The sequence below is a fragment of the Curtobacterium sp. 22159 genome, assembly GCF_052045775.1.
In the GTDB taxonomy this organism is placed as follows: Bacteria; Actinomycetota; Actinomycetes; order Actinomycetales; family Microbacteriaceae; genus Curtobacterium.
In genome coordinates, this window is record NZ_JBQEPN010000002.1 from 76,998 (window position 1) to 94,389 (window position 17,392).

Annotated in this window: 14 protein-coding genes; all 14 read left to right on the plus strand. The window is 70.2% G+C overall.

Annotated features, from left to right (window positions below; translation table 11 throughout):
* Positions 1-2: 2 nt before the first annotated feature.
* A complete protein-coding gene (gene atpB / locus ACTJKO_RS02525; RefSeq protein ID WP_440685347.1) occupies positions 3-863 on the plus strand; it encodes a F0F1 ATP synthase subunit A in 861 nt (286 codons plus the stop codon).
* 67 nt (positions 864-930) lie between these two features.
* A complete protein-coding gene (gene atpE / locus ACTJKO_RS02530) occupies positions 931-1,167 on the plus strand; it encodes an ATP synthase F0 subunit C (protein WP_214982018.1) in 237 nt (78 codons plus the stop codon).
* 9 nt (positions 1,168-1,176) lie between these two features.
* A complete protein-coding gene (locus ACTJKO_RS02535) occupies positions 1,177-1,725 on the plus strand; it encodes a F0F1 ATP synthase subunit B (protein WP_440685350.1) in 549 nt (182 codons plus the stop codon).
* Between the two features lie 2 nt (positions 1,726-1,727).
* Positions 1,728-2,522, plus strand: a complete 795-nt coding sequence (locus ACTJKO_RS02540; protein WP_440685352.1) for a F0F1 ATP synthase subunit delta — start codon at positions 1,728-1,730, stop codon at positions 2,520-2,522.
* Between the two features lie 107 nt (positions 2,523-2,629).
* On the plus strand, positions 2,630-4,258 hold the full coding sequence (gene atpA, locus ACTJKO_RS02545) for a F0F1 ATP synthase subunit alpha (RefSeq protein ID WP_440685354.1): 1,629 nt from the start codon (positions 2,630-2,632) through the stop codon (positions 4,256-4,258).
* The gene (locus ACTJKO_RS02550; RefSeq protein ID WP_440685356.1) at positions 4,259-5,161 is read left to right on the plus strand and encodes a F0F1 ATP synthase subunit gamma; all 903 of its coding nucleotides are present in this window, start codon (positions 4,259-4,261) and stop codon (positions 5,159-5,161) included.
* A 47-nt stretch (positions 5,162-5,208) separates the two neighbouring features.
* On the plus strand, positions 5,209-6,663 hold the full coding sequence (atpD, locus tag ACTJKO_RS02555) for a F0F1 ATP synthase subunit beta (RefSeq protein ID WP_440685358.1): 1,455 nt from the start codon (positions 5,209-5,211) through the stop codon (positions 6,661-6,663).
* 1 nt (position 6,664) lies between these two features.
* Positions 6,665-6,928, plus strand: coding sequence for a F0F1 ATP synthase subunit epsilon (locus ACTJKO_RS02560; protein ID WP_022905458.1), 264 nt, complete (start codon positions 6,665-6,667; stop codon positions 6,926-6,928).
* Positions 6,929-6,933: 5 nt separating this feature from the next.
* Positions 6,934-7,698 (plus strand): YaaA family protein, encoded by a 765-nt coding sequence (locus ACTJKO_RS02565; RefSeq protein ID WP_440685902.1) that lies wholly within the window; start codon positions 6,934-6,936, stop codon positions 7,696-7,698.
* Between the two features lie 119 nt (positions 7,699-7,817).
* Positions 7,818-8,375, plus strand: coding sequence for a hypothetical protein (locus tag ACTJKO_RS02570; protein WP_440685360.1), 558 nt, complete (start codon positions 7,818-7,820; stop codon positions 8,373-8,375).
* A 54-nt stretch (positions 8,376-8,429) separates the two neighbouring features.
* Complete coding sequence (locus ACTJKO_RS02575) at positions 8,430-9,158, plus strand: hypothetical protein (RefSeq protein WP_440685362.1); 729 nt, start codon at positions 8,430-8,432, stop codon at positions 9,156-9,158.
* 3 nt (positions 9,159-9,161) lie between these two features.
* Entirely contained in the window at positions 9,162-9,983 is an 822-nt protein-coding gene (locus tag ACTJKO_RS02580) for a PP2C family protein-serine/threonine phosphatase (protein WP_440685364.1), read from the plus strand.
* A 129-nt stretch (positions 9,984-10,112) separates the two neighbouring features.
* Positions 10,113-11,522: a serine/threonine-protein kinase gene (locus ACTJKO_RS02585; RefSeq protein ID WP_440685366.1), complete on the plus strand. Its 1,410-nt coding sequence runs from the start codon at positions 10,113-10,115 to the stop codon at positions 11,520-11,522.
* On the plus strand, positions 11,519-17,359 hold the full coding sequence (locus tag ACTJKO_RS02590) for an Ig-like domain-containing protein (RefSeq protein ID WP_440685368.1): 5,841 nt from the start codon (positions 11,519-11,521) through the stop codon (positions 17,357-17,359). The genes ACTJKO_RS02585 and ACTJKO_RS02590 overlap by 4 nt, the downstream gene beginning before the upstream one ends.
* The last annotated feature ends 33 nt before the right edge of the window (positions 17,360-17,392 follow it).

The window sequence follows — 17,392 nt, forward strand, 5'->3', positions numbered from 1 at the left end:
GCGTGCGCGCGCCGACACAGGAGACAGCGCTGCTATCCCACGCTCTTCCCCTGTCCCTCACTGCAGCGGGTAACACCGTCGCGGCGGGGAGCAGCCAGGCCGCCGAGTTCCATGGTCCGTCGATCAACGAGTTCTTCCCGGACGCGATCTTCTTCGCGGGAACGCCGTTCGAGATCGACCGACTCGTCATCATCCGGTTCATCGCCGTCGCGGTCCTGCTGCTGATCGGCATCATCGGGACCCGTTCGCTCAAGCTCGTCCCCGGCCGTGGCCAGGCGCTCATCGAGTACGGCTTCGACGTCGTCCGCCGGAACACCTTCGACAACCTGGGTGAGAAGGACGGCAAGCGGTTCCTGCCGCTGCTCGCGACGATCTTCTTCTCCGTGCTGTTCCTGAACCTCACCGGTCTCATCCCGGGGTTCAACCTGCAGGGCACCAGCCGCATCGCGTACCCGATGATCCTGGCGATCGTCGCCTACGTGGCGTTCATCTACGCGGGTCTGCGCAAGCACCCCGGCACCTTCCTCCGGAACGCACTGTTCCCGCCCGGCGTGCCGTGGTACCTCTACATCATCGTGACGCCGATCGAGCTCGTCTCGACCTTCGTGCTCCGTCCGGTGACGCTGACGCTGCGACTCCTGATGAACATGGTCGTCGGCCACCTGCTGCTCGTCCTGTTCTTCGCTGCCACGCAGTTCTTCTTCTTCGAGAGCGGGAACCTCCTCGCGCTCTTCGGAGTCGGGACGCTCGCGTTCGGCATCGCGTTCAGCTTCTTCGAGATCCTGGTCGCGCTGCTGCAGGCGTACGTCTTCATGCTGCTGACCGCTGTGTACATCCAGCTCGCGCTGGCTGACGAGCACTGACCACCGACCTGTACTGACCCCCAATACGGCACGGCATCCGTCGGGCCGCATCCTGAAAGGAACACACGTGGACGCAACGACCGTTCTCGCGGCAATCAACGGCAACATCGCGACGGTGGGCTACGGCCTCGCGGCGATCGGCCCGGCCATCGGCGTGGGCATCGTCGTCGGCAAGACGATCGAGTCCGTCGCTCGCCAGCCGGAGCTCCAGGGCCGTCTGACGACCCTCATGTACATCGGTATCGCCTTCACCGAGGCCCTCGCCTTCATCGGTATCGCGACGTACTTCATCTTCACCAAGTAAGGCCAGCCGATGCAGACCGCATTCATCGTCGCAGCGGAGGAGGCGAACCCCAACCCGCTGATCCCGCCGGTGTACGACATCCTCTGGTCGGCGGTGGCGTTCGTCGTCATCCTGCTGGTGTTCTGGCGGGTCATCATCCCGCGGATCACGAAGATGCTCGACGAGCGCACCGAGGCCATCGAAGGTGGCATCAAGAAGGCGGAAGCTGCTCAGGAGCAGGCCGCCGCAGCGCTGGACGAGTACAACAAGCAGCTCGCCGAGGCCCGTGCCGAGGCGTCCCGCATCCGTGAGCAGGCGCGTTCCGACGCGAACGCGATCGGCAACGAGCTCCGTGAGCAGGCGCAGGCCGATGCGGCACGCATCACCGCCAACGCGCAGGCGCAGATCGAGGCGGAGCGTCAGAGCGCGCTCCAGTCGCTGCGGACCGAGGTCGGCTCGCTCGCCCTCGACCTCGCATCCGGCGTGATCGGGGAGTCCCTCAAGGACGACGCCCGTTCGACCGCCGTGGTCGACCGCTTCCTCGCCGACCTCGAGGCATCGAAGACCGGGGAGCGCTGAGCATGCGAAGCGCCACCAGGGAAGCACTGGCGTCGACGAGGGCGGTGCTCGCCGACCTCGGCGGTGCGGCCGACCTCGCCGTCGGTGCCGAGATCCTCGCCGCTGGGCGTGCGATCGCCGGTGCGCCGCAGCTGCTCGGTCTGCTGTCCGACCCGACCGCCGACCCGGCCGGCAAGAAGGCCGTGATCGACCGCGTCTTCGCCGACCAGTCGGCGGCGACGCGCGCGGTCCTGACCGCCGTGGCCGGCTCGCGCTGGTCCTCCCACGAGGACCTCCTCGTCGGCATCGAGGACGCTGGCATCCGTGCCATCGCCGCGACGGCGTCGACGGACACCTCGATCGAGGCCGAACTGTTCTCCTTCGAGTCCGCGGTCCGTTCCGACGCCGCGCTCGAACTGGCGCTGGGCACCAAGCTCGGCAGCCCGTCGGAGAAGAGCTCACTCGTCGAGCGTCTGCTCGGTGGGAAGGCCTCGGCCCAGACGATCGCCATCCTGTCGCACCTCGTGCAGCAGCCGCGCGGTCGCCGCATCGGTGAGCTGGTCCGCGACGCATCACGGATCGTGGCGGACCAGGCGGGCAAGCTCGTCGCCACCGTCACCACGGCCACCCCGCTCTCGGACGGTCAGGCGGCCCGCGTCGCCCGTGGTCTGTCCGAGCGGTACGGCAAGGACATCAGCATCAACCACGTCGTCGACCCGTCGGTCGTCGGTGGGGTCCGGGTGCAGATCGGCGGCGACGTCATCGACGGCACCGTCTCCACGCGTCTCTCGGAGCTCCGGCTCCAGCTCGCCGGCTGAGCGTACGGTCGAAGCCGCCCCTCCCAAGTCCACAACGGGAACTGCCGAGTCAGGCAGCGTCACCCTCTCGGAGCCGAACGGCCCCGGAAACCAACAAGGAAAATCCCATGGCAGACATCACCATCAGCCCCGATGAGATCCGTGATGCCCTGAAGGACTTCGTCTCGAACTACGAGCCGACGAAGGCCTCCACGGCCGAGGTCGGGCACGTCATCGACGCCGGCGACGGCATCGCGCACGTCGAGGGCCTCCCCGGCGTCATGGCGAACGAGCTCATCCGCTTCGAGGACGGCACGCTCGGCCTCGCGCAGAACCTCGACGAGGACGAGATCGGCGCCATCGTGCTCGGCGAGTTCGCCGGCGTCGAAGAGGGCCAGGAAGTCACCCGTACCGGCGAGGTCCTCTCGGTCCCCGTCGGCGACGGCTTCCTCGGTCGCGTCGTCGACCCGCTCGGCGCCCCGATCGACGGTCTCGGCGAGATCCAGGCGGAGGGCCGTCGTGCCCTCGAGCTCCAGGCGCCCGGCGTCATGGCCCGCAAGTCGGTCCACGAGCCGCTCCAGACCGGCATCAAGGCCATCGACGCGATGATCCCCGTCGGCCGCGGTCAGCGTCAGCTGATCATCGGCGACCGCCAGACCGGCAAGACGGCCATCGCGATCGACACGATCATCAACCAGAAGGCCAACTGGGAGTCCGGCGACGAGGACAAGCAGGTCCGCTGCATCTACGTCGCCATCGGTCAGAAGGGCTCCACGATCGCCTCCGTCAAGGGTGCGCTCGAGGACGCCGGCGCGATGGAGTACACCACCATCGTCGCGGCCCCCGCCTCCGACCCGGCCGGCTTCAAGTACCTCGCCCCGTACACCGGCTCGGCCATCGGCCAGCACTGGATGTACGCCGGCAAGCACGTCCTCATCATCTTCGACGACCTGTCGAAGCAGGCCGAGGCCTACCGTGCCGTGTCCCTCCTCCTCCGTCGTCCGCCGGGGCGCGAGGCCTACCCGGGTGACGTCTTCTACCTGCACTCCCGTCTGCTGGAGCGTTGCGCGAAGCTGTCCGACGAGCTCGGCGCCGGTTCGATGACGGGTCTGCCGATCATCGAGACCAAGGCGAACGACGTCTCGGCGTACATCCCGACGAACGTGATCTCGATCACCGACGGCCAGATCTTCCTGCAGTCGGACCTGTTCAACGCGAACCAGCGTCCGGCCGTCGACGTCGGCATCTCGGTGTCGCGTGTCGGTGGTGACGCGCAGGTCAAGTCCATCAAGAAGGTCTCCGGCACGCTCAAGCTCGAGCTCGCGCAGTACCGCTCGCTCGAGGCGTTCGCGATGTTCGCGTCCGACCTCGACCAGGCGTCGCGTCGTCAGCTCGACCGCGGTGCGCGCCTGACCGAGCTCCTCAAGCAGCCGCAGTACTCGCCGTACCCGGTCGAGGAGCAGGTCGTCTCGATCTGGGCCGGTACGAACGGCAAGCTCGACGAGGTCCCCGTCAGCGACGTCCTCCGCTTCGAGTCGGAGCTGCTGGACCACCTCCGCCGCAACTCGGACGTGCTGACCACGCTGCGCGAGACCAACCAGCTCAGCGACGAGACCGTCGCCGAGATGTCCAAGCAGATCGACGAGTTCTCCAAGAGCTTCCAGACGAGCGAGGGCAAGACGCTCGGGTCCGAGCAGTTCGAGGCCGCGCAGGCCGAGGACGTCGACCAGGAGCAGATCGTCAAGGGTCGTCGCTAGATGGCAGCACAGGTCCGGGTCTACCGGCAGCGAATCCGCTCCGCGAAGACCACGAAGAAGGTCACCCGCGCGATGGAGCTGATCTCGGCGTCGCGGATCCAGAAGGCGCAGGCCCGCATGGCCGCGTCCGGCCCGTACTCGCGGGCCGTGACGCGGGCTGTGTCGGCCGTGGCGACGTTCTCGAACGTCGACCACGTGCTGACCACCGAGCCCGAGTCGTCGACGCGTGCCGCTGTCGTCCTGTTCACCTCGGACCGCGGCCTGAACGGCGCGTTCAGCACGAACGTCCTCAAGCAGGGCGAGGAGCTCGCCTCCCTGCTCCGCAGCGAGGGCAAGGAGGTCGTGTTCTACCTCGTCGGACGCAAGTCGGTCGGGTACTTCACCTTCCGTGAGCGCCCGTTCGAGCAGCAGTGGGTCGGCGGCACCGACCAGCCGGAGTTCTCGACGGCGAAGGAGATCGGCGACGCGGTCGTGTCGAAGTTCCTCCAGGACACCGCTGACGGCGGCGTGGACGAGATCCACATCGTGTTCAACCGCTTCGTGAGCATCGCCACGCAGGAGCCGCAGGTCGTCCGCCTGCTCCCGCTCGAGGTCGTGGACGGCGTCGAGGCGCCGTCGAACGACGAGCCCCTCCCGCTCTACGAGTTCGAACCCGACGCGGACGCCGTGCTCGACGCGCTGCTCCCGGTCTACATCGAGAGCCGCATCTTCAACGCCATGCTGCAGTCGGCTGCCTCCGAGCACGCCGCCCGGCAGAAGGCCATGAAGTCGGCGAGTGACAACGCGGATGCCCTCATCCGTGACTTCACCCGTCTCGCGAACAACGCTCGTCAGGCCGAGATCACCCAGCAGATCTCCGAGATCGTCGGCGGCGCCGACGCCCTCTCGTCGAAGAAGAAGTAGTCCGCGTCGTTCGCGGACAGATACCCACCCTCAGGAAGGCACCAGCCATGACCGACACCGCAACCACCGCGGTCGAGACGTCGTCGGCGCCCGGTGTCGGCCGGATCGCCCGTGTCACGGGCCCCGTCGTCGACATCGAGTTCCCGCACGACGCCATCCCCGAGATGTACAACCTCCTGTTCACGACGGTCACCATCGGTGACTCGACGCAGGAGATCGGTCTCGAGGTCGCGCAGCACCTCGGCGACGACCTCGTCCGCGCCATCTCCCTGAAGCCGACCGACGGTCTCGTCCGTGGCCAGGAGGTCCGTGACTCGGGCGCTCCGATCTCGGTCCCCGTCGGCGACGTCACCAAGGGCAAGGTCTTCGACGTGCTGGGCAACGTGCTCAACACCGACGAGAAGCTCGAGATCACCGAGCGCTGGCCGATCCACCGCAACGCTCCGGCCTTCGACCAGCTCGAGTCGAAGACCACCATGTTCGAGACCGGCATCAAGTCGATCGACCTCCTCACCCCGTACGTGCAGGGTGGCAAGATCGGCCTCTTCGGTGGTGCGGGCGTCGGCAAGACGGTCCTCATCCAGGAGATGATCCAGCGCGTCGCGCAGGACCACGGTGGTGTGTCGGTGTTCGCCGGTGTCGGCGAGCGCACCCGTGAGGGCAACGACCTCATCGGTGAGATGGAAGAGGCGGGCGTCTTCGACAAGACCGCCCTCGTGTTCGGCCAGATGGACGAGCCGCCGGGAACGCGTCTGCGCGTGGCCCTGTCGGCGCTGACGATGGCGGAGTACTTCCGCGATGTCCAGAAGCAGGACGTGCTCCTCTTCATCGACAACATCTTCCGCTTCACGCAGGCCGGTTCCGAGGTCTCCACGCTGCTCGGCCGCATGCCGTCCGCGGTGGGTTACCAGCCGAACCTCGCCGACGAGATGGGCGTCCTCCAGGAGCGCATCACGTCGACGCGCGGTCACTCGATCACCTCCCTCCAGGCGATCTACGTGCCGGCTGACGACTACACCGACCCGGCACCGGCCACGACGTTCGCGCACCTCGACGCCACGACGGAGCTCTCGCGTGAGATCGCGTCGCAGGGCCTCTACCCGGCGATCGACCCGCTGACCTCGACCTCGCGGATCATGGACCCCCGGTACCTGGGTGCCGACCACTACGAGACGGCGACGCGCGTCAAGCAGATCCTCCAGAAGAACAAGGAACTGCAGGAGATCATCGCCATCCTCGGTGTCGACGAGCTCTCCGAAGAGGACAAGATCACCGTCGAGCGCGCTCGTCGTATCCAGCAGTTCCTCTCGCAAAACACGTACATGGCGAAGAAGTTCACGGGCGTCGAGGGCTCCACGGTGCCGCTCAAGGACACCATCGAGTCCTTCCGCGCCATCGCCGACGGCGAGTTCGACCACGTGGCCGTCCAGGCCTTCTTCAACGTCGGTGGCATCAACGACGTCGAAGAGAAGTGGGCGCAGATCCAGAAGGAGAACCGCTGACATGGCGGCGCTCACCGTGAGCGTCGTCTCGGCCGACCGCGAGGTCTGGTCGGGCGACGCCACCATGGTCGTCGCTCGAACGACGGAGGGCCAGATCGGTATCCTCGCGGGGCACGAGCCGCTGCTCGCGACCCTCGCGCAGGGACAGGTCCGCATCACCCGAGCCGACGGCTCGACGGTGGCGGCGGACGCCGAGGACGGCTTCCTGTCGGTCGAGCACGACACGGTCACGATCGTGGCGCGGCAGGCCGCGCTGGCGTCCTGACCGGACTGACCGTCCTCCTCCCGCCTTCGGAGACGAAGCGAGAGGGCGGGGACCCGGCGCGCACGCTCGACCTGCGTGCGCTGTCGTTCCCGGAACTGGCTGCTGAGCGGGCCGCGGTGATCACCGCGGCCCGCTCCGTCAGTTCCGAGGAGTCCTCTGCCCGGACGGCGTTGAAGCTCGGCCCGAGGTCGATCGAGGAGCGGTTCCGCAACCTCGCCCTCGAGACGTCCGGCACGATGGCGGCGATCGACCGCTACACGGGCGTGCTGTACGACCCGCTCGGTGCGCCGACTGCCGATGGGGCGACGCGGGCGTGGTGGTTCGAGCACGTCGTGGTGCAGTCCGCGATGTTCGGTCCCGTCGGTGCCGGGGACCCGATCCCGGCGTACCGGCTCTCGCACGACTCGCGCCTCGGCTCCCTCCGGTTGGCCTCGCACTGGCCGGAGGTCGCGACGAGGGTCATCACCGCGCGCGCCGGGGACGGTCTCGTCCTCGACCTCCGTTCCGAGGGGTACCGGCAGCTCGGTCCCGTCCCGGACGCGGTCGCGCCGAGGGTCGTGAGCGTCGACGGGAGCGGGCGTCGCAAGGCGCTCAACCACTGGAACAAGACGGCGAAGGGCCGGCTGGTCGGTCTGCTCGCCCGGACGGGCGCCGAGGTGTCGACGATGCCTGAGCTCGTCGCGTGGGCCTCGTCGCACGGGGTGCTGTTCGAGGAGCACGCCGGCTCCTGGGACCTCGTGGCGGAGAGTCTGGAGCCCGCGGCCGTCTGAACCCCGTCCTCCGCACGGCAGCCCCGCTCGTCCTCCACAGGATCAGCGGGGCTGCTGACGTTCCCCAGATGGTCGGTCGACGCCGGCCTGGAGGCGCTGCCTGCGTTTCGATGTCGTGCATGATCCCCGTCACGACACGAGCCCATCCGGACGCTGCAGTGCGCTACCCGCGCGAGATCGCCGCTGCGGTCACCGTCCCCGCGGCCGCCGCCGCGCTCGTCGCGCCCGGTACCGAGCCGCTGGGACGCGGGGGAGCAGCAGCGGTCGTCACCGCCTGCGCTGCCCTCGCGACCCGTTTCGCCCTCATCGGCTTCCTCAGCGCCTCGGACGATCCCGACCCCCGGTCCGTCCGGCCGTTCGACCCCTTCCACGACCCGACGCCGCCGGCCCTGTGCGGAGCTGGCCCCCAGCCGCGGCGCTCGCGACTCCGGACGGCCGGCGACCGGTGCGCCGAGGCCTGGCGGTGGTGGCGTGCGGAGGACCTTTCGGCGGACACCGCCACGGGGGCGGCCGGTGCACTCGCGCTGGCGTCGTGGTGCTCGTGGGCGCTCGGCTCCCAGGCGCGTGCGCAGACCCGGGCGCAGTACGCCCTGGACACCTGCCCGGACGATCCGCTGGCTGCCCTCGTCCTCCGGTCGGTCCGCGTTGGCAGCGTCCCCACATGGGATGCGCGGTGATGACGCGCGGACAGGATCGTCTACGGTGGTGTGGACCACACTTGGAGGGCTCGGGTGCGCGACGACGACATCGACGACACGGTGATCCGTCGCGCCGCCCCGTCCCGCGCCCAGGGCCCCGACCAGGACCCACTGGGCGACACGGTGATCCGACCGATCCCGCCGGTGCCGGGCGGGCAGGACGCCTCCGCGGCGGAGGACACCGTGATCCGGCCGCAGGCGGCACGCCCGGCCGGAGACGCGCTCGAGGACACCGTCGTGCGGGGGCCGGGTCGACCACCCGGCCGACCTGACCCGGCCGTCGGGGCCGAGCCGCGCCTCCCGTCCGCCCCCTCGACGCCGACGACGCGCGTCCCGTCCATCCGCATCGGGGACCGCGTGCTCCGCCTCGACCGTCCCGTCGTCGTCGGTCGGCGCCCCGCGCTGCCGCGGATCCTGCGGGGGCCGGTGCCCGAACTCGTGACCGTCCCGTCGCCCAGCGGGCAGGTGTCGTCGTCGCACGTCCTCGTCCACGCGGAGGGCGAGGTCGCCGTGGTCGACGACCTGCGCTCCACCAACGGGACCCTCGTGCGGCCCGCCGGCGCGCCGCCGTTCCGGATGGCAGCGGGTGCGTCGAACGTCGTGCTGACGGGTACGGTTGTCGAGATCGGTGACGGCAACGTCATCGAGGTCCTCTCGGCGCACCTCCGGGTCGCACCGCCGACGGGAGACCTCCCACCACTTCCCGGGTGGCCGTCCGATCCACCAGCCGGCACGCCCCGAACCCCCAGAGAGCGATCCTGAACCGTGACCGAACTCGGCCGAGCAGCGACTGCGCACGCCATCGACGTCCCCGGTGCCGACGGCGCCACCCTGACGCTGTCGTGGGGCGCGGCGACCGACGTGGGTCGGCGCCGTGACCACAACGAGGACAGCTACATCGTCGCCGCGCCCTTCTTCGTCGTCGCCGACGGCATGGGCGGACACCTCGCGGGGGACCGCGCCAGCGACGCGGTGGTGCGTCGACTCGAGCAGGCCACCGAGAGCGCGTTCACGACGCGGCAGTCGATCCAGCGCGCGCTCCTGCTCGCCACGGCGGACATCGAGCGTGCCGCGGGCGGCAACGCGATCGGAGCGGGCACCACGGTGACCGGCATCGCCCTCGTCGCGGCGCACGGACAACCGGCGGCGCTCGTCTTCAACGTCGGCGATTCGCGGACCTACCGCATCGAGGACGGCGTCCTCCGGCGTGTGACGGTCGACCACTCGGTCGTGCAGGAGATGGTCGACGCCGGCCTGCTCCGCGCCGAGGACGCCGAACGGCACCCGGACAGCAACGTCATCACGCGCGCCGTGGGCTTCGGTGAACCGCCGGAGCCCGACTGGTGGACACTGCCGCTGCGTCCGGGGGACCGCTACATCGTCTGCTCCGACGGCCTGACCAAGGAACTCGGCGACGCCGGCATCGCCCGCATCGCCGCGCGGGTGCCGTCCGCGCAGGACCTCGCGGAGCGACTCGTCGGTGACGCGGTCGTTGCGGGGGGTCGGGACAACGTGACGGTGGTCGTGCTGCAGGTCGACGACGCACCCGACGACGGGGACGTGGAAGACACACTCCCGCGACACTGAGTGGCCCCCGAACTGGGGGAACGCTGACCTCCGGGGCGCATCCGCGCGCGGAATGTCGGTCGGACGCGGTTCGTACAATGGCAGGGCCGTGACGAGAGAGCTGGCCGCTCGGCCGGGGAGGAGGGGACGATGGCGCGACGCCTGCCGTCGACCCCGCCCGTGATCGCGGGCTTCAGTCCCGTGCACGTCCTCGGTTCGGGCGGGTTCGCCGACGTCTTCCTCTACGAGCAGGACATGCCCCGACGGCAGGTCGCCGTGAAGGTGCTCCTCGACGAGGTCGTCGACGACCGCGTCCGGCAGATGTTCCAGGCCGAGGCGAACCTCATGGCCCGGCTGAGCACCCACCCCTCGATCCTCACCGTCTTCCAGGCGAGCGTCGCGTCCGACGGCCGGCCGTACCTCGTGATGGAGCTCTGCTCCTCGTCGCTCAGCGAGCGCTACCGGCGAGAACCGATTCCGGTCTCCGAGGTGCTCGCGATCGGCATCCGCATCGGGTCGGCGCTCGAGACGGCCCACCGTGAGGGCGTGCTGCACCGGGACATCAAGCCGTCGAACATCCTCCTCACCGCCTACGGCAACCCCGTCCTGTCGGACTTCGGCATCGCAGCGACGATCGGCGAGTCCGACCCCGACGAACCGATCGGCATGTCGATCCCGTGGTCCGCGCCCGAGGTCCTCATCGACGAGTCGCGCGGCACCATCCAGTCGGAGGTCTACTCCCTCGCCGCCACCGTCTTCTCCCTCCTCGCCGGTCGCAGCCCCTTCGAGGTCCGCGGCGGCAAGAACGGGGCGGCCGAGCTGATGGGGCGGATCGACAAGGGCGGCGTCAAGCCGACCGGCCGCACCGACGTCCCGCCGTCCCTCGAGCGGCTGCTCGCCTCCGCGATGTCGCGCAGGGTCGCCGGCCGTCCCTCCACCGTGATGGAGCTCGTCCGCGGGTTCCAGCAGGTCGAGGCCGAGCTCGGCATCCCGCAGACCCCGGCCGACGTCGCCGTCGAGGCATGGGCGGTCGCGACCCCGACCCCGGACGGCGACCGGACGATGATCCGGGAGCTCCAGCCGCCGACCCGCGTCGGTGGACGGCGGCGGACGCGCCGAGCGGTCCAGGGCGGTTCCTCCGCGGTGTCGCAGAGCGTCGGCACCGTGCACCGGACCGGGTCCGTCACCCGTGCGCGTCGTCGTACCCGGTCGACCCTGGTGTGGGCCACGTCGCTCGCGGTGGTGGTGGTCGCGGCCCTCGTCGTCGCCACGGTCGTGGTGGTCGGCCGACTCGGCACCGGCGCGATCCCCGTGGTCTCGGACGTCCGCGCGCAGTCCTCGACCGCCTCGGTGACCTTCCGTTGGACCGACCCGGGGCTGCGCACGGGTGACACCTACGTCATCTCCTCCAACGGCGCGTCCAGCCAGCAGACGGGCACGAGCTTCGTGGTCTCCGGCCAGAAGGGCGACGAGGAGTGCATCGCGGTCGCGGTCAACCGTGACGGCAAGACGGGGGTCGCGAGCGCGCAGAAGTGCGCCACGATCGGGAGCGCCGGGTGATCCGGGCCCTCCTCGCCAAGCACCGCTCCGCCGCCGTGACCGTGGGTGCGTCGATCGTCGTCGGTGCGGTCGTCGCCACGGCTGCCGTCGCCTCGACGGGGTACCACACGCAGCGCGTCGACCTGGGCGACGGCACGGTGTGGGTGCCGTCGGCCGAGTACGGAGCCGTCGGCCGGGCGAACACCGGCGTGCTCCAGCTCAACACGGCCGTCGAGACCGCGAGCGACAGCCTGTCCGTGCTGCAGCGCGGCTCGACGGTCTACAGCGTGGACGAGACGAAGGGGACGGTCGCGAAGGTCGACGTCGCGGACGCCACGGTCGCGGACCCGGTGACGCTGCCCGCGGGGTCGCCGCAGGTGTTCTTCGCCGGCGCCACGGCGGTCATCGGCAACGGCGACACCGGGGAGCTCTGGGCCACCTCCGCGAAGGACCTCGGCGAGTTCGACTCCTCGACGAAGGCGGACCTCACGCTCGGCGCGGACGCCGTGTTCGATGCCTCCGACGGCCACGTCGCCGTGTACTCCCCGAAGACCGGCACCGCCTCCCTCGTCGACGTCGGGTCCACCCTGTCCGTCGCGAAGCGGTGGACCGTGCGGATGGACCGGGCCGACGACTTCCAGGTGGCGTCGTTCGGTGACCACCTCGCCGTGCTCGACCGGACCAGCGGGGCGATCTCGGTCGACGGCCGGACGATCGACCTGGGGGACCGCGTGGGGACGGCCCCCGCCCTGCAGCGCTCGACGGACGACGCGTCCGACGTGGCCGTCGCGGGCACGGCGGGGCTCGTCCGGGTGTCGGCGTCGGGGAACGTGAGCACGACGGCACTGCAGGTGTCCGGCCGAGCCGCCCGACCGACCGTCGTCGGCTCCTGCACCTACGCCGCGTGGGCGGGCGGCCAGGCGGTCGACACGTGCCGGGGCAACGGGCTCCAGCGGCTCGCGAGCACCGCCGGCACGTCCGACCTGCAGATCCTGCACAACGGCTCCACCGTCGTCGCCAACGACCCGCAGAGCGGGCGCTCGTGGGCGATCGACCGCAGCGGGCAGCTCATCGACAACTGGTCGGACCTCATCAAGAAGGACGACGACCAGCAGCAGGAACAGGTGTCCGACGACGACCCCGAGGTCGAGAAGGACCAGAAGCCACCGGTGGCGGTGGACGACGACCTGGGCGCACGTCCGGGACGCACCACGAGCCTCCCGGTCCTGCTCAACGACTACGACCCGAACGGCGACCCGATCGTGGTGAGCGAGGTCGGTCGCATCGACGCCGCCGTGGGCGACGTCGCGATCGTGGGTGACGGCCAGCGGCTGCAGATCACCCTGTCGGCCCGCGCCTCCGGGACCATCTCGTTCCCGTACACGATCACCGACGGGAACGGCGGGTCCGACACCGCCACCGTGAAGGTGACCGTCCGTCCCTACTCCGAGAACGACCCGCCACGACAGGTGCGGGACACCTCCGCCAACGTCGTGCAGAACGGGCACGTGGTCACGAACGTCCTCGGGGACTGGGTGGACCCGGACGGCGACCCGGTGTACCTCAAGTCCGCGACCGCGTCGGACGGCGACCGCGTCTCGACCACCCCCGACGGTCTGCTCGACTACCGCAACGCGAGCGGTCGCACGGGGCAGCGCGCCGTGCAGCTCGTCGTCAGCGACGGCCGTGCCGACGGACGCGGCTCGGTGACCGTGCACGTCGCCAAGCAGGGCAGCGTGCCGCTGTACGCCGACCCGTTCCCCGTGCAGGGGTACGCCGGCAAGGCCTTCACCGTCGATCCGCTCGACCACGTCCGCGGCGGGAACGGCACCGTCACGCTCACCAGCGTCTCCTCGGCGTCGGGCCTGACGGTCACCCCGAGCTACGATTCCGGCACCTTCCGCGTCCAGGGAGCGAGTGCCGGCGACCACCAGCTCGAGTACACGGTGACGGACGGCACGAAGACCTCGAGCGGGGTCGTGCGGGTCACGATCCTCGCCCCGCCGGACGCCTCCACGGCGCCGATCACCACCCCGAAGACCGTGTTCGTGAACACGCTGTCGACGAAGGACACGGACGTCACCGCGACGGACATCGACCCGGCCGGCGGTGTCCTGCTCGTGACGGCGCTGGACGGCCCCGACCGGGGGTCCGGCGTCCAGGCGAGCATCCTCGACCAGCACACCGTCCGCGTCACCCTCACCGCCCCGCTCGACGGGCCGGTGTCGTTCGGCTACACCGAGACGAACGGTCTCGCGTCCGCGACCGGCACGATCACCGTCGTCGAGATCCCCAAGCCGGACCGCATCCAACCGCCCGTCGCCCAGCCGGACTCCGCGACCGTGCGGGTCGGGGACGTCACGAACATCGACGTGCTCGACAACGACACGCAGCCGGAGGGCGAACCGCTCACCCTGCAACCGGACCTCGTGCAGAACGTCCCCGGCGACGGCGGTCTGCTGTTCGTCTCCGGTGACCACCTCCGGTACCTCGCGCCCACCACGCCGGGCAACTACACCGCGGTGTACCGCGTCGCCGGGCCGGACGGTCAGTACGCCGACGCGACCGTGTCGATCTCGGTGCGCGAACGGGACGCCGCGACGAACAACCCGCCCGTCCCGCAGACCGTCACGGCACGCGTCGTCGCCGGGCAGTCGGTGCGGGTGTCCATCCCACTGAACGGCATCGACCCCGACGGCGACTCCGTGCAGCTGGTGGGCGTGGCGTCCAACCCGGACAAGGGCTCCGTGAGCGACCTCGCCGCAGACGCCCTCACCTACGAGGCGGGCGACTACTCCGCGGGCACCGACGAGTTCACCTACACGGTGGTCGACGCCCTCGGCGCGCGTGCGACCGGTACCGTCCGGGTCGGCATCGCCCCACGCGCCGAACAGGCGTCGAACCCCGTCGCCGAGGCGGACCACGTCACGATCCGTCCCGGTGGCTCGGTGACCGTCCGCGTCCTGCAGAACGACTCCGACCCCGAGGGCGGGCAGCTGACCGTCACGAAGGCCGAGCCCACCGGGAAGGACGTCACCGCGAAGGTCCTGCGGAAGCAGCAGATCCGCGTGACGCCGCCGAAGTCCGCCAAGAGCGGTGACTTCGCCGTGCTCTACACCGTCGCGAACGAGAACGGCGGCGCGAGCACCGCGTTCCTCACCGTCACCGTGGACCCGGACGCGCAGCCGCTCCGGCCCGAGGTCGACGACACGACGCTCGACCTGCAGGACATCCTCCACCGGCAGAGCGTCACGGTGGACGTGCTCGCCAACGTCTTCTTCGCCGAGGGCACCACGGCCGACCTCAAGGTGGGCGTCGTCGACGGCTACGGCGACAACGCCCGGACGACCGAAGGGCAGCGGATCGTCGTGCGACTCACCGACGCGTCACAGGTGATCCCGTTCTCCGTCGCCCGCGTGGACCACCCGGACATCGTCTCGTACGGCTTCATCCACGTCCCCGGGTTCGACGACGCCCTGCCCCAGGTGAACCGCACGGCAGGCGCGATCACGGTCAAGAGCGAAGCGACCGTCCGGATCCCGCTGTCGAAGTACGTGGTCACGGCGAACGGCAAGACCGCCCAGATCACCGACGACGGCACGGTCAAGGCGACGCACGCCAACGGCCAGGACCTCGTCGTCGACTCGTCCACGCTGCAGTTCACGTCCTCGAAGCTGTACTACGGCAACGCGTCGATCTCGTTCGAGGTCACCGACGGATCGAACGCGAACGGTGGCAAGGGCCGCGTCGCGACACTCGTGCTGCCGATCAAGGTCACGCCCCGGTCGAACCAGCCCCCGGCGTTCACCGGGTCCGCCGTCGACATGCAGCCGGGGGAGTCGCGCACCCTCGACCTGACGAAGCTGACGGACTACCCGTACCCGAAGGACCTGCCGGAGCTGCGCTACTCGGTGGTGAGCCGGCCGAGCGACGGCGCGACGGCGACGATCTCCGGGCAGAAGCTGACGATCAAGGTCGCGGACTCGGCGCGGAAGGACTCCACGCTGGCGATCGGCATCGGGGTGGCCGACTCGGCGAACTCCGGGCGCTCCGGCGTCGTGAACGTCGACGTCGTCGCGTCCACCCGCCCCCTCGTCCAGCCCGGGGCGGACACGTCGGTCACGAAGCGCGGCGCGACGACGACGATCGACGTGCTGAAGAACGACCAGCCGACCAACCCGTTCCCCGAGCAGCGCCTCCGGGTGGTCGACATCCGCGGCCTCGGCGGCGGCCTGCCGAGCGGCGTCACCGTGACGCCGAGCGCGGACAAGTCGCGGCTGCAGGTGAGCGTCGCGGCAGGTGCGAAGCCCGTCGACACCCACCTGCAGTACCAGGTCGCGGACGCCACCAACGACCCGGACCGGTACGTCTGGGGCGACGTCACGATCTCCGTGCAGGACGTCCCGGACGCACCGGGTGCGCCGAGCCGGACCGGTTCCTACGAGGGCGGGCAGGCGACACTGACCTGGTCGACCCCGCAGGCGAACAACTCGCCGATCACGGGGTACCGGCTGCAGGGGACCAACGGTGTCTCGAAGGACTGCGGCACGGCGACCGTCTGCACGATCAAGGGCCTCGACCCCAAGGCGTCCTACCAGTTCTCCGTCGTGGCGACGAACGCCATCGGGCAGTCGAAGGCCTCGGTGAACTCCGCCGCGATCAGCGCCGACTTCGTGCCGGCTCCGCCCACGGGCATCTCGGTGACGCCGAGCAAGAGCACCCCGAACCAGCTCGACGTCAACTGGAACGCGGTCGCGGCCCCGAACAACGGCACGGCGGTGGACAACTACGTGGTGACGATCGAGGGCCCGAACCTGTCGTCCACACGCAGTACCGGAACGGCCACGAGCACGTCCTTCACGGGCGCCCAGAGTGCGGCGCAGTACACGGTGACGGTCTCGGCCCGGAACGGCGCCGACCGCAACGGCACGGTGGTGCAGTGGAACTCCGCGTCCGCCACCGGTTCGGCAGTCGGGACGCCCGGCAAGCCGAGCAACGTCACCGCCGTCGCCGGCACGCAGGCCGACAACGACGGGAAGTCCACCGTGTCGATCACCTGGGGCGGGGCCGATGCTGCCGGCGGGCCCGCGCTGAGCTACAACGTCTACCGATCGTCGAACATCGACTGCTCGTCACCGACGGGCACGTCCATCGGATCGTCGAGCCCCGCGACCGACCGCGGTGTCAACGGTGGGGGAGCGACCTACGCGGTGACGGTCTCGAACGGGTACTTCTGCAACGTCGCGTACGCGACGGCGACGACCTACCAGCGGCCCGACGGCACCCCGGGACCCGGCCTCGACCTCGTCCCGCAACCCGGGTCCTCCTCGCAGTTCAACCTCCGGGTGACCGCGCCGTCCCAGAGCGTCGACCACTACCGGCTCGAGACGGGTGCCGGCGCGGTGGACCTCGCCCCCGGTGCGTCCTGGACGGGCGTCCCCGGATCGGGTGCGCGGAACGTGGCGACATCGCTGACCCTCAGGGCCTGCGGCGGTCCTGGTGCGTCGTTCTGCACGACGGACGCGAACTCGTCCGTCTTCACCGGTGCGGCGCTCGACACCAGCGGATCGATCACGAAGGCCCAGCAGGGGTCGCCGCTCGAGGTCAGCGGACCGAGCGGCACGGGCATCAGCGTCGACCGGTACACGGCCACGTGGTACGACGCCGCCGGCAATCCCTTCCTGATCAAGGGCACGTGGCAGCCCGGCGAGCCCGGGTCGACGCCGCCCATCACGGCCCAGTCGGTGTCGGTGACCGTGGACGTCTCCGTGGACGGGACGTCCCTCTCGGAGAGGGGCGGCGACCTGTCCGGCCCGGTTCCGATCGCCGATGCTCCACAGCCGGCCTCCGGCAACTGATCCCGGCCACGCGCAGGCCCTACGCTGCCCGTA